This window comes from Actibacterium sp., assembly GCF_041584535.1.
Classification (GTDB): domain Bacteria; phylum Pseudomonadota; class Alphaproteobacteria; order Rhodobacterales; family Rhodobacteraceae; genus Actibacterium_D.
On sequence record NZ_JBFHDW010000041.1, the window covers coordinates 1 to 12392 of the forward strand.

At 62.6% G+C, this 12392-nt stretch carries 12 protein-coding genes and 1 pseudogene; 6 read left to right on the plus strand and 7 right to left on the minus strand.

Annotation, left to right across the window (positions count from 1 at the left end):
* Positions 1-560 (plus strand): Hint domain-containing protein (locus ABYW26_RS03515; RefSeq protein WP_372603409.1); only part of this gene is annotated, 560 nt, incomplete at its 5' end.
* Positions 561-562: 2 nt separating this feature from the next.
* On the opposite strand, the gene tgt is transcribed toward ABYW26_RS03515, so the two are convergent.
* Positions 563-1693: a tRNA guanosine(34) transglycosylase Tgt gene (gene tgt / locus ABYW26_RS03520; protein WP_372603410.1), complete on the minus strand. Its 1131-nt coding sequence runs from the start codon at positions 1691-1693 to the stop codon at positions 563-565.
* A 157-nt stretch (positions 1694-1850) separates the two neighbouring features.
* Here tgt and rimK point away from each other — a divergent pair, with 157 nt between their 5' ends.
* The 4 genes from rimK (at position 1851) to tpiA (ending at position 4893) form a co-directional block, all read left to right on the plus strand.
* Positions 1851-3263, plus strand: a complete 1413-nt coding sequence (rimK, locus tag ABYW26_RS03525) for a 30S ribosomal protein S6--L-glutamate ligase (RefSeq protein WP_372603424.1) — start codon at positions 1851-1853, stop codon at positions 3261-3263.
* Between the two features lie 98 nt (positions 3264-3361).
* A complete protein-coding gene (locus tag ABYW26_RS03530; RefSeq protein WP_372603412.1) occupies positions 3362-3724 on the plus strand; it encodes an SUF system Fe-S cluster assembly protein in 363 nt (120 codons plus the stop codon).
* Positions 3724-4074 carry a HesB/IscA family protein gene (locus ABYW26_RS03535; RefSeq protein WP_372603414.1) on the plus strand — a complete coding sequence of 117 codons (351 nt, stop codon included), beginning with the start codon at positions 3724-3726 and terminating at the stop codon, positions 4072-4074. The genes ABYW26_RS03530 and ABYW26_RS03535 overlap by 1 nt, the downstream gene beginning before the upstream one ends.
* A 78-nt stretch (positions 4075-4152) precedes the next feature.
* A complete protein-coding gene (gene tpiA, locus ABYW26_RS03540) occupies positions 4153-4893 on the plus strand; it encodes a triose-phosphate isomerase (protein WP_372603416.1) in 741 nt (246 codons plus the stop codon).
* Between the two features lie 73 nt (positions 4894-4966).
* Here the strand turns inward: tpiA and ABYW26_RS03545 are convergent, their stop codons facing one another.
* The 6 genes from ABYW26_RS03545 to ABYW26_RS03570 all read right to left on the minus strand — a co-directional run bounded on the left by ABYW26_RS03545 (position 4967) and on the right by ABYW26_RS03570 (position 11939).
* Positions 4967-6364, minus strand: coding sequence for a TRAP transporter large permease (locus tag ABYW26_RS03545; RefSeq protein ID WP_372603418.1), 1398 nt, complete (start codon positions 6362-6364; stop codon positions 4967-4969).
* Between the two features lie 3 nt (positions 6365-6367).
* Positions 6368-7054 (minus strand): TRAP transporter small permease, encoded by a 687-nt coding sequence (locus ABYW26_RS03550; protein ID WP_372603419.1) that lies wholly within the window; start codon positions 7052-7054, stop codon positions 6368-6370.
* Between the two features lie 96 nt (positions 7055-7150).
* Positions 7151-8155, minus strand: a complete 1005-nt coding sequence (locus tag ABYW26_RS03555; RefSeq protein ID WP_372603420.1) for a DctP family TRAP transporter solute-binding subunit — start codon at positions 8153-8155, stop codon at positions 7151-7153.
* 273 nt (positions 8156-8428) lie between these two features.
* Entirely contained in the window at positions 8429-9661 is a 1233-nt protein-coding gene (locus tag ABYW26_RS03560; RefSeq protein WP_372603421.1) for a sigma-54-dependent transcriptional regulator, read from the minus strand.
* Positions 9658-11451, minus strand: coding sequence for an ATP-binding protein (locus ABYW26_RS03565; RefSeq protein ID WP_372603422.1), 1794 nt, complete (start codon positions 11449-11451; stop codon positions 9658-9660). Before ABYW26_RS03565 ends, ABYW26_RS03560 begins: the two co-directional genes overlap by 4 nt.
* Before the next feature lie 26 nt (positions 11452-11477).
* On the minus strand, positions 11478-11939 hold the full coding sequence (locus tag ABYW26_RS03570; RefSeq protein ID WP_372603423.1) for an Lrp/AsnC family transcriptional regulator: 462 nt from the start codon (positions 11937-11939) through the stop codon (positions 11478-11480).
* Between the two features lie 199 nt (positions 11940-12138).
* Between ABYW26_RS03570 and ABYW26_RS03575 the strand changes: the two are divergent.
* Positions 12139-12392: pseudogene (locus tag ABYW26_RS03575) on the plus strand (ferredoxin--NADP reductase); the annotation flags it as partial.

Genomic DNA, 12392 nt, shown 5'->3' on the forward strand with positions numbered 1-12392 from the left:
CCCAAGGCGAACGCCCGGTCGAGACCCTGTCAGCGGGCGATCTGGTGCTGAACAAGGACGGCGTGCCGGTGCGGTTGTTGTGGAAGGCCCGGCGGCATATTCCCGGCGCCGATCTGCGGTCCAGCCCGGCCCTGCGCCCGGTCTGCATTCCGCGCGGCGCGATGGGGCGGCAGATGCCGCATAGCGACCTTTATCTGTCGCCGCAGCACCGGGTGCTGGTCAGCCACGGCCGGAACGCCCTGCATTTCGGCTATGAGGCGGTGCTGATCCCGGCCAAGTTCCTGATCGGCAGTCTGGCGCATGAATCTTGCCCGGCAGAGGGCATCACCTATTACCACCTGCTGTTCGAACAGCATGAAATCATCCTGTCGAACGGCCTTGAGACCGAGAGCTATCAACCCTCGCTGCGCGCGCTTGGTGGCATGGAAGAGGACGCGCGGCTGGATTTCATGGCGGAAATCCCGCGCGACTGGCGGCGCAAGCTGATGTTCCGCGAGGATGCCTATTACTCGGTCAAATCCTATGAGGCGCCTTTGGTCGCCCTGCCGCAGCCGGCCTGAACCTAGACCGGCTCGATATCGCCCTGCGCGCGGGTGGCGTGGAACTGGGTCTCCCAGTCATTGAACCCGCCTTCAGCGATCGCCGCGCGCATTCCGGCCATGAGGTCCTGGAAATAATGCAGGTTGTGCCACGTCAGCAGCATGCCGCTGATCATCTCTTGCGCGCGGAACACATGGTGCAGATAGGCGCGGCTGTAGCTGCTGCAGGCCGGACAGGTGCAGTTTTCGTCCAGCGGTCGCGGATCGTCGGCGTGGCGGGCGTTCTTGATGTTCACGACGCCACGGCGGGTAAACACCTGCCCGGTCCGCCCCGAACGCGATGGCAGCACGCAATCCATCATGTCGATCCCGCGCTTGACGGCCCCGACGATATCGTCGGGCTTGCCCACGCCCATCAGGTAACGCGGCTTGTCAGCGGGCAGCAGGTCGGGCGCATAGTCCAGCGTGTCGAACATCGCTTCTTGCCCCTCGCCCACGGCCAGACCGCCGATGGCATAGCCGTCAAAGCCGATCTCGCGCAGGGCGGCGGCGCTTTCTTCGCGATAGTCGCGCTCAAGCCCGCCCTGCATGATCCCGAACAGCGCGTGTCCGGGGCGATCCCCGAACGCGTCTTTTGACCGCGCAGCCCAGCGCATCGACAGCCGCATGCTGTCGGCGATCCGGTCGCGGTCGGCGGGCAAGGCCGGGCATTCATCGAAACACATGACGATATCGCTGCCCAGCAGGCGCTGGATTTCCATGCTGCGCTCGGGCGTCAATTCATGGCGCGAGCCGTCAATATGCGACTTAAACGTAACGCCCTTTTCGGTCAGCTTGCGCAGACCGGCAAGGCTCATCACCTGAAAGCCGCCGCTGTCGGTCAGGATCGGCTTTTGCCAGTTCATGAACTTGTGCAACCCGCCCAAGCGGTCGATGCGCTCGGCCGTCGGGCGCAGCATCAGGTGATAGGTGTTCCCCAGCAGGATATCCGCCCCGGTCGCCGCCACGCTTTCGGGCAGCATCGCCTTGACGGTGGCCGCCGTGCCCACGGGCATGAAAGCCGGCGTGCGGATGTCGCCGCGCGGGGTGGAAATGGTGCCAAGACGGGCCTTGCCATCGGTGGCGTGCAAAGAGAACGAGAATCGCTGTGTCATGGCCCCGCAATAGCGCGAAGCGGCGTCCGGGGCCAGTTCCCAGCCGCGCCGATCCGCCGGGGGCTGTCACAAAACTCTCATCGCCTCTTGTCATAGGTCACGCACAATGACACTGGGCGTCTTCGGATTCTCGGATGGCGATTTGACTGGGGGCAACATGATACAGGACCGGCAGGATATGACGGGCTTTCGGCTGGGCTGGGAGGAATGGGCGGCCCTGCCCGGGCTTGGCTTGCCGGCACTGAAGGTCAAGGTCGATACCGGGGCCAAGACCTCGGCGCTGCATGCCTTCGATATCGAGCCCTTCGGCCCGGCCAGCCAGCCGCGCGTGCGCTTTGCCATCCATCCGATTCCGGGCCGCAATGACCTGTCGATCCCCTGCTCGGCGGAAATCGTCGACCGGCGCGAGGTCACCAGTTCCAACGGCGAGACCGAGCTGCGCTATGTCATCCGCACCGAGATCAGCATCGGCAACCGGCAATGGCCGATCGAGGTCACGCTGACCGATCGCGGCGGCATGGCTTACCGGATGCTGCTGGGCCGTCAGGCCTTTGGTGAGGACATCATCATCAGCCCCGGCGACAGCTTTTGCCAGCCGGTGCTGAATTACGACGTCTACCATTCAACCGCCATGCGCGAAGAGGCCCCGGCCCGCACCCTGCGCATCGCCGTCCTGTCGCGCGAGGGGAACAACTATTCCACCCGGCGTCTGGTCATCGAAGGCGAAAAGCGCGGCCATGTGGTCGAAGTGATCGACACCACCCGCTGCTACATGGCGATCAACGCGCTGGCGCCCGAGGTCTATTACGACGGCAAGCGCCTGCCGCGATACGACGTGGTGATCCCGCGCATCGGCACCTCGGTGACGGCCTATGGCACCGCCGTGATCCGCCAGTTCGAAACCATCGGCACGTTTTGCGTGAATGGCTCGGAAGGGATCACCGCCAGCCGTGACAAGCTGCATGCACATCAGATTTTGGCCCGCCACCGCATCGGTATGCCGACCACGGCCTTTGCCGCCTCGCCTCAGGACAATGACAGCCTGATCGAATTGGTCGAAGGCGCGCCATTGATCGTCAAGCTGCTGGAAAGCACCCAAGGCAAGGGCGTGGTTCTGGCCGAAACCAAGAAAGCCGCGCAATCGGTGATTTCGGCGTTTCGCGGGTTGAAGGCCAGCTTTCTGGTCCAGCATTTCGTCAAGGAAGCCGCGGGCGAAGACATCCGCTGTCTGGTGATCGGCGGCAAGGTCGTCGCCTCGATGCGGCGGGTGGCGGCGGCGGGCGAGTTCCGCTCGAACCTGCATCAGGGTGGCCGCGCCGAGCCGGTGCGCATCACCAAGGCCGAACGCGACACCGCGATCCGCGCCGCCAAGGCGTTCCGGCTGAACCTGGCCGGGGTCGATCTGTTGCGCTCGTCCGACGGGCCGAAAGTGCTGGAGGTCAACTCCAGCCCCGGTTTTGAAGGCATCGAACAGGCCAGCGGCAAGAACGTCGCACGCCTGCTTTATGACGAGATCGAAAAGCGCGTGCGTCCCGCCCCTGCCCGCAAACGTGGCAAAAGCGCCGCCTGACGCGGCGTTGCACCGCCGCGCCGGGCGGTTTGCATCGCGACCACTTTACGGCATCGCCTGTAATCCTTATATGTTCACTCAACTATAGGAATTCGCGCATGACCGAAGCCACGCAGCATATCGAAGGGGCACCGCTGATCGCCCCGTCCACGCCCGAGCACCCGCTGTTCGACGATGTCGTCGCGGCCTGCCGCACCGTGTTCGACCCGGAAATCCCGGTGAATATCTATGACCTCGGGCTGATCTATACGATCGACATCACCGAGGACAACGTGGTGCGGGTCATCATGACCCTGACCGCGCCCGGCTGTCCGGTGGCCGGTGAAATGCCCGGCTGGCTGGCCGACGCGATCGAGCCGCTGCCCGGTGTGAAACAGGTCGATGTGTCGATGACCTTTGATCCGCCCTGGGGCATGGAAATGATGTCGGACGAGGCGCGTCTGGAATTGGGATTCATGTGATGTTCGGTATTCCCGGAAAACAGGCCCTGACGATGACTGCGGCCGCCGCGTCGCAAATCTCCCGCCTGATGGCCAAGCAGGACAGCAAAGGCCTGCGCATCGGCATCAAGAAGGGCGGCTGCGCGGGCATGGAATACACCATGGACTATGTGTCTGAGATCGACCCTCTGGACGAGGTCGTCGAACAAGACGGCGCGCGGGTGATGATCGCCCCAATGGCGCAGATGTTCCTGTTCGGCACCGAGATCGACTATGAGACCTCGCTGCTGGAAAGCGGCTTCAAGTTTCGCAACCCCAATGTGGTCGAGGCCTGCGGCTGCGGCGAGTCGATCAAGTTCGCCGAAAGCTGAGGCTTTTCGCCCGCCGAACCCTTGCCTGACCGGCCGGTTTCGGGTTTTGTCGTCCGACAAGAATAAAGGACGAGGGACATGGCGAAAAAGCTGGCCGCGGGCAATTGGAAGATGAATGGAACCGGCGCCGATCTGGCCCAGGTCTCTGCCCTGATCGCGGCCCACCCTGCCCCCAAATGTGACATCCTGATCTGTCCGCCCGCCACCTTGCTGTCGCGCATGTCTGACGCGGCAAAAGGCAGCGCGGTGAAAACCGGCGGGCAGGATTGCCATGCAGATGCCTCGGGCGCGCATACCGGCGATATTTCGGCGCTGATGCTGGCCGACACCGGGGCCAGCCATGTGATCCTTGGCCATTCCGAACGCCGCGCCGATCATGGCGAAACCGATGCTCAGGTCCGGGCCAAGGCGCTGGCCGCGCAGGCCGCAGGCCTGATCGCGGTGATCTGCGTCGGTGAAACCGAGGCCCAGCGCGACGCCGGCGACACCCTGAGCGTGATCGCCAGCCAACTGGCCGGATCGCTGCCGGATAGCTGCACCGCTGTGAATACCGTGATCGCCTATGAACCGGTCTGGGCCATCGGCACTGGCCGCGTGCCGACCACCGACCAGATCGCGCAGGTCCACGACCTGATGCGCGACGCCCTGACCGCGCGCTTTGGCGACGCTGACATGACGCTGCTTTACGGCGGCTCGGTCAAACCCGACAACGCCGCCGAGATCTTTGCCGTGGCCAATGTCGATGGCGCATTGGTCGGCGGCGCGTCTTTGAAGGCTGCGGATTTCTCGACCATCATCGCGGCGCTGGACGCCTCCTAATCCCCTGACACGACCTGTCAAAACGAACCGGCCCCACATGTCTGCGGGGCCGGTTCAGTCGTATGTCCGTGCGTTATCGGGTGATGATCTCGGGGCCCATCAGGCTGATTGGCAGCCATGTCGACAGCACCGGGATATAGGTCACCATGATCAGGAAGACGAACAGCACCGCAAGGAACGGCAGCGCGGCCCTTACGACCCGCATCATCGGCATTCCGGCAACGCCCGAGGTCACGAACAGGTTCAGACCCACCGGCGGCGTGATCATACCGATCTCCATGTTGACCACCATGATGATGCCCAGATGGATCGGATCCACCCCCAGTTCCAGCGCGATCGGGAACACCAGCGGTGCGACGATCACGATCAGGCCCGAGGGCTCCATGAACTGGCCGCCGATCAGCAGGATGACGTTGACCACCACAAGGAACATGATCTTGCCAAAGCCCGCATCCAGCATCATCCCGGCGATCTGCTGCGGGATCTGTTCATCCGTCAGCACATGCTTGAGGATCAGCGCATTGGCGATGATGAACATCAGCATGATCGTCAGCTTGCCGGCCTCAAGCAGCGTGTGCTTGGTGTCGCGGTGGAAGAACGCGGTCACCAGCGCCTGAGGCTTTTGCAGCAGCGACTTGCGGGCGCCGCCCTCGGACGTTGCGGCCAGCGGCCCCATGTCGCGATAGACGAACACCGCGATCAGGAAGGCATAGACCGAGGCCACAGCGGCCGCTTCGGTCGGGGTAAAGATCGCCGAGGTGATCCCCGGAATACCGTAAATCCCCACCATGATGATCACGATCAGCATCAGCCCCCAGAACGCGTCGGCAAAACTGGCGCGCACTTCGCCCCAGCCCTGCCATTCGCCCTTGGGCATGTTCTTGACCCGCGCCATGATATAGATGGTGATCATCAGCATGACCCCGGCCATGATGCCCGGAATGACCCCGGCAAGGAACATCCGCCCGACCGACACATCGGTGGCCGAGGCATAGACCACCATCACGATCGACGGCGGGATCAGGATGCCCAAGGTCCCCGCATTACAGATCACACCGGCGGCAAAGTCCTTGGAATAACCCGCCTTCTGCATCGCCGCGATCACGATCGAGCCGATGGCGACCACGGTTGCGGGCGAACTGCCCGACAGTGCCGCGAACAGCATACAGGCGAACACACCGGCAATCGCCAGACCGCCGCGCATATGGCCGACACAGGCGATGGAAAAGCGGATGATCCGCTTGGCCACACCGCCGGTGGACATAAAGCTGGACGCCAGAATGAAGAACGGGATCGCCAGCAGGGTGTAATGCCCGGCCATCGCCTGATACAGCGATTGCGCGATCGAGGCCAAAGAGGTCTCGGAGAACACCAGCAGGAAGATCATCGAACTAAGGCCAAGGCTGACCGCGATCGGCGCACCAATCAGCAGCAAGCCGACGATCATCAGGAAAAGAATTGCAACGCCCATGACTTAGGTCTCCTTGGACTGGGCCGCAGCCTGATCGACCGCGTCTTCGGCCTCGTGGCTGACGATCAGACTGTCTTGCAGGCCGCGAATGATCCGCACGGTGGCCTGAACCACCCGCAACAGGATCAGCGCCGCGCCGAAGGGCAAAATCGCATAAGGAATAAAGCGCGGCAGCTTTTCATAGGTCTCGCCCTGATTAAACAGCGGCTCAAGCCAGCGCAGCCATGCCAGCATCGGGATTTGCTCGGTCTCATACCACGCCTGATCGCGCGAGTTCTCGAACCCTGTCGGGAACCAGCGCCCCGAGGTCGCATCGAACCCGGCAAACGGCGCCCAGTAATCCCAAGCGCCTTTCAGCAGCAGCACCGCATAGATCACACAAGCAATGGCCGACAGGATCACCATGATCCGCCGCGGCCCGTCCGACGCGATATTCAACAGCGCGTCAACGCCCAGATGCGAAGTGTGTTTGAAACCAAAGCTGATGCCCAGCAGCACCAGCCACGCGAACATCACGAGTGTCAGTTCCAGCCCCCAGATCAGCGACTCGCCAAATCCATAGCGCAGGACAACATTCACAAAGGTCACAAGCGTCATCAGCCCCAGCAGCAGCGCGATCATGGTTTCTTCGAAACTGTCAAAGAACCGGGACAGCGGGCCGCGGGATTGGGGTTCGGTCTGTTTGGTCATAGCGCAGTCCCCTCGTTAGCCTGTCAGGTTTGTTTGCAAAAAGGCCCGGCGCGTTCAGCGCACCGGGCCAGACGTTTCAGATGCCTGATCCGGCGCTCAGTACATCGCGTTGATTTTTTGAGCGGCTTCGATGTTGTCGGCGCCGACATCACCTTCGAACTCGGCCCAGACCGGTTTCATCGCATCGACCCAAGCCTGACGCTGTTCGGCGTCCAGAACCCGCACGACACCGCCAGCATCGATGATCGCCTGTTTAGCGGTTTGGTTCACCTTGAAGGATTCCGCGTTCCGGGTGGCGGTGACTTCGGCCAGAATGGTGGCCAGCTGGTCACGCACATCGGCGTCAAGGCTGTCCCACCAATCGACGCTGGTCACGACCAGATAATCCAGAACCCCGTGGTTGGTTTCGGTGGTGCCGTCCTGAACCTCAAAGAATTTCTGGCCATAGACGTTCGACCAGGTGTTTTCCTGACCATCGACAACGCCGGTTTGCAGGGCACCGTAGACTTCGGAAAACGCCATCGGTTGCGGCGAGGCGTCCAGCGCCTTCATCTGGGCGACCAGCACATCCGAGGTCTGAACCCGGAATTTCAGGCCAGCGGCATCCGACGGCAGCACCAGCGGCTTGTTGGCCGAGAATTGCTTCATGCCGTTGTGCCAGAATTGCAGGCCCAGCAGGCCACGGCGCGCCATCGATTCCTTCATCGCCTGACCGGTTTCCGAAGCCTGGAACGCGTCCACGGCATCGATGTTCTTGAACATGAAGGGCAGATCGAAAATGCGGAATTTCTTGGTGAAAGCTTCGAATTTCGACAGCGACGGGGCGGCCATCTGGACGTCGCCCTGTAGCATCGCCTCAAGCACCTGATCGTCGTTATAGAGGGTCGAGTTGCCATAGACCTCCATGCAGGCCTTGCCGTTCATCTCGGCATTCACGCGCTCTTGCAGCAGCGAGGCGGCGATGCCTTTGGGGTGGCGGTCGGTGTTGGTGACGTGGCTGAACTTGATGACGATTTCGCCTTCGTCACAATTGGCCAGGGCCGCGCCCGAGGTCATGGTCAAAGCGATTGCGGTGGCCGCAGCGGCGGTAAACAGTTTCATTGAGTCTCCTCCCCGAAGTCTCGGATTTTCCAGTGTCGCGCCCTGATCAGAGCGGCTGACGCTATAAAGACCCGGCCTGAACGTGGCTCAAAAAGAAAAATGCGACTGCCTGAAATTAATTTATTATCCTTATTTATTAAAGTGTTATGGCGATATTTTCGGATCTATCGGCGAACACGCCGGTTCGGGTGGGCGAAATCCCGCACAGGACCTTGTGGCGACTGTGCGGAAATCCGCACAGGTTTGAGTCTATGATTTTCGCCCGAAACCGGCCTAGCCGTGGTCGCGGTAATCCTCGGCGCGGACGCCGTGTTTGGCCAGCTTGTCGTAAAACGTCTTGCGCGGCAGCTTCAGCGCCCGCGCCGCTTCGGTCGCATTGCCCCCGGCGCGTTTCAGCGCCTCGATCAGCAGCGAATGCTCGACCCGGGCCAGTTGATCGGCAAGGCCCAGCTCTTCGTGTTCCTCGACATCGCTTAACCCCATCGCGAACCGCATCGCCGCATTCATCAATGCCCGCGCGTTCCCCGGCCAGTCCTGCGCCAACAGCCGCGCGATGATTTCGGGGCTGATTTCCGGCACCGGCAGCGCCGCCTGTTCACAAGCGATCGACACGTAATGGCGGAACAGAACCGGGATGTCCTCGGGGCGTTCGCGCAGCGGCGGAATGCGGATTTCAGCGGCTTCAAGCCGGTAATAAAGATCGGGATGGAACCGGCCCTCGGCCACCTCAGTCGCCAGATCGCGGTATGACCCCAGCAAAAAGCGCGGCCCGCCGGGGCGTTCGATCAGGTCCAGCAACGCGAATTGCGCCGCCGGGCTAAGCGCTGCGATTTCGTCCAGAAACACCGAGCCGCCCTCGGCCCGCTCGAACGCATCGGCCAGCGTTTCAGGTGTTTGCGCCGCAGCCGAGAATTTCAGGAATGGTTTGTGCGACGAGGCCGATAACAGATGCACCACCTCGGCCAGTTTCGAGGTGCCGGTGCCCGGCTCGCCGGTAATCAGCACGTCGCTTTGGCTGCGCGCGAACAGCCGCGCCTGCTGGCGCATGGCCTGCGATTGGGCTGATCGCCCGCGCAACAGCCGCGCCGCCGCATCGCCGGCCTCAAGTTGCAGCTTCAGCCGCCGGTTTTCCAGAACCAGCGACCGGGTCTTCATCGCCTTTTCGACCACCGCCAACAGATCCTTGGGCGCGCAGGGCTTTTCCAGAAAGTCGAACGCCCCCGACGACATGCCTTTGACCGCTTTCGGAATGTCGCCTTCGCCGGTCAACAGGATCACCGGCAATTCAGGATCGACCCCTTGGGCGAACTCCAGCAACGCGAACCCGTCTTTGCCCGGCATCCGCAGATCCGAGATCACAATGCCCTGAAAATCGGGTGTGATGTGATCCTTGGCCTCGATATAGCTGCCAGCGGTGATCGGGTGCAGCCCGGCCAGATCCAGCGTCTGCCCCAAGGCCTCGCGCACCGGCGGATCGTCATCGACAACCAGAACCTTGCGGATCATGCGTGTTCCTCCTGCCGGACGGCGGCCAGTTCAACGGTAAAGACCGCGCCGCCCTCGGGGTGATTGCGGCCCCGGATCGCGCCGCCGAAACTTTGCACCAAACCATACGAGATCGACAGGCCAAGGCCCATCCCTTCGGACTGGCCGACCTCTTTGGTGGAATAGAACGGATCGAAAATCTTTTCCGGCTCGGTGATGCCCGGCCCGCTGTCATGCACGCTGAGATGCACCAGATCGCCCTGATGCGACAGGGTGATTTCCAGCCGGGGCCGGTCCTGCCCGGTCATCGCATCCAGCGCGTTCGAGACGAGGTTCAGCAACACCTGCTGCAACCGCACCTCGCCGCCGCGCACCAGCATCGGGTTGTCGGGCCGGTCCCAGATCAGATCGACCCCGGCAGCGTTCATCCGGGTTTCGCTGAGGTCCAGCACTGCCTCGACCACCGCCACCAGATCGACAGTGGCGATCGGTTCGCTTTCCTGCCGGGCAAAGGCGCGCAGGTTTTTAATGATCCGGCCCATGCGCCGCGCCAGTTCGGAGATCTTGCCAAGGTTCTGTCCGGCCTTGTCCGGCGCCCCGCGTTCCAGAAACAGCGCGCCATTTTCAGCAAAGGACTGAATCGCCATCAGCGGCTGGTTCAATTCATGGCTCAGCCCCGCCGACATCTTGCCAAGCGCCGACAGCTTGCCCGCCTGCACCAGTTCCTGCTGGGCGCGTTTCAGGGCGTCCTCGGCCTCTTTGCGCTCGATCACCTCATGGCGCAGGGCAAGGTTGGCCTCGGACAACTCGCGGGTGCGCGCGGCCACCCGGCTTTCCAACAGCGCCTTGGCCTGTTCCTCAAGCGTCAGGCGCGCGCTAAGGGCCTGCCGCCGCTGTTGCAGCAGCAACAGCACCGCGCCAAAGACCAAGGCCACCGCCGCCGCGACCAGCGCCTGCAACCCGGCCAGCCGCGCTGCGGGGCCGGCATCCAGCAAGATCTCGCCGCGCAGGCCGATCACCGGCAAATCGACGGTCTGATGCAAGGCGCGGGTCGGCAGATAGCGGCCGCCATCCAGCACCCATAATTCATGCCCCGACACGGTGCGGGCCTGAAACCCCGGAAACGGCGGCAAGGCAACGCGGGTATAGCCGAATGCCGCGCGAACCTCGCGGGCGCCGGGGCCACGGTCGGCCAGCAACAGCTCGGTCCGGTTTGCGATAAAGATCACCCCGGCGTCATCGGTAAAGAACACCGCCTCGGGGTCGGCGGTCGATTCCGCCTCAAGCGCCGGAATATCGACCTCGACCGAGACCGCGCCCAGCGGCACCCGGTTTTCGCCAAAGACCGGCACCGCGAACACATAGGCCCGCTCGCCCGAGGGCAGCACCTCGTGATGAGCGCCAAGCGCGCCCTGCATCGCGCGCTGGAATGACGGCTTGCCCGCCCGCGCCGCCGCCAGCCCGGCACCACGCCGGTCAGAACTGGCCAGAATGTCGCCATCAGCGGACAAAAGGTAATAATCGCGCGCCCCGCTGCGGTCCGAGGCCCAAAGCAACAGATCGGCCACCTCATCAATCGGCACCGTCCCCGCAAGCGCCGCCTGAACCATCGGGTGATTGGCCATGAACACCCCCAGCGCCCGGTATTTCTCCAGACGGCTGGTCAGCCGGTCAGCGGCCAAAGACAGATCGGATTGCGCGCGTTCTTCCAACTGGTCCAAGGCTGAGGAATAGGCGAACCACCAGACGCCACCGGTGAACACCGCCGCCAGCGCCAGATAGATCGCGATCGCCAAGACCAGCCGTTTCATTCGCCCTCCGTCCCGGCCCGCTGTGCCTAGACCGGCAGAACCGTTGTCGCCTTGATTTCTTCCATCGACAACAACGCTGTGACGTTGTGGATTTTCACCTCGGCGATCAGCGCCTGATAGAACTGGTCATAGGCGCGCGCATTCGGCACCCGGACCTTGAGGATATAATCGATATCGCCCGCCAGCCGGTGCGCCTCCATCACCTCGGGGCGGGCCTGCAGCGCGTGCAGGAACCGCTGCTGCCATTCGGCGTCATGTTCGGCGGTGCGGATCAGGACAAAGAAACAGGCCTCCAGCCCCAAGGCCTCGGGATCGACCAGCATGGTGTGGCCGGTGATCACCCCGGCATCGCGCAGCTTGCGGATACGGTTCCAGACCGGCGTTTTCGACGATCCGACGGATTTGGCGATCTCATCCAGCGATTTACCGGCATCGCGCTGGAGTTCGGCCAGAATTTTACGGTCAATTTTATCAAGCGATGCGACCACAGCGACCCCTCTAGAACAGTTTCCCGGTTTTTCCGAATTTTCTCGGTCATACCAGAATATTTTTCCGCCATCCAGAGCGGCACAACATATTCAATTTGACATATATCATAGAGGTTTCCCGGCCCTTCCGACTAAGTAACCGGCGAAACCTGTCAGGCGTCGGGGTTTCGCCGGACGCCAGAGCAGGGTAAACATTCAGGTGACAACCCGCCTCAGCGACCGGACCAAGCCCGTGGATCAGACCATCCCCAAGCCCCTCACCCTGCCCGACGCCCAGACCGTGACCTCGGTCAAGCACTGGACCGACCGGCTGTTTTCGTTCCGCGTGACGCGGCCGCAATCGCTGCGGTTCCGCTCGGGCGAGTTCGTGATGATCGGCCTGATGGGCGATCCGGACCCGAAGACCGGCAAGCAGAAACCGTTGTTGCGGGCCTATTCCATCGCCTCGCCCAG

Bases quoted from the DNA above. Each gene is read 5' to 3' on its own strand.
- ABYW26_RS03535 (WP_372603414.1), top strand. From the start codon at position 3,724: ATGTTCGGTATTCCCGGAAAACAGGCCCTGACGATGACTGCGGCCGCC.
- ABYW26_RS03530 (WP_372603412.1), top strand. From the start codon at position 3,362: ATGACCGAAGCCACGCAGCATATCGAAGGGGCACCGCTGATCGCCCCG.
- ABYW26_RS03555 (WP_372603420.1), bottom strand. From the start codon at position 8,155: ATGAAACTGTTTACCGCCGCTGCGGCCACCGCAATCGCTTTGACCATG.
- rimK (WP_372603424.1), top strand. From the start codon at position 1,851: ATGATACAGGACCGGCAGGATATGACGGGCTTTCGGCTGGGCTGGGAG.
- ABYW26_RS03550 (WP_372603419.1), bottom strand. From the start codon at position 7,054: ATGACCAAACAGACCGAACCCCAATCCCGCGGCCCGCTGTCCCGGTTC.
- ABYW26_RS03565 (WP_372603422.1), bottom strand. From the start codon at position 11,451: ATGAAACGGCTGGTCTTGGCGATCGCGATCTATCTGGCGCTGGCGGCG.
- tgt (WP_372603410.1), bottom strand. From the start codon at position 1,693: ATGACACAGCGATTCTCGTTCTCTTTGCACGCCACCGATGGCAAGGCC.
- ABYW26_RS03545 (WP_372603418.1), bottom strand. From the start codon at position 6,364: ATGGGCGTTGCAATTCTTTTCCTGATGATCGTCGGCTTGCTGCTGATT.
- ABYW26_RS03560 (WP_372603421.1), bottom strand. From the start codon at position 9,661: ATGATCCGCAAGGTTCTGGTTGTCGATGACGATCCGCCGGTGCGCGAG.
- tpiA (WP_372603416.1), top strand. From the start codon at position 4,153: ATGGCGAAAAAGCTGGCCGCGGGCAATTGGAAGATGAATGGAACCGGC.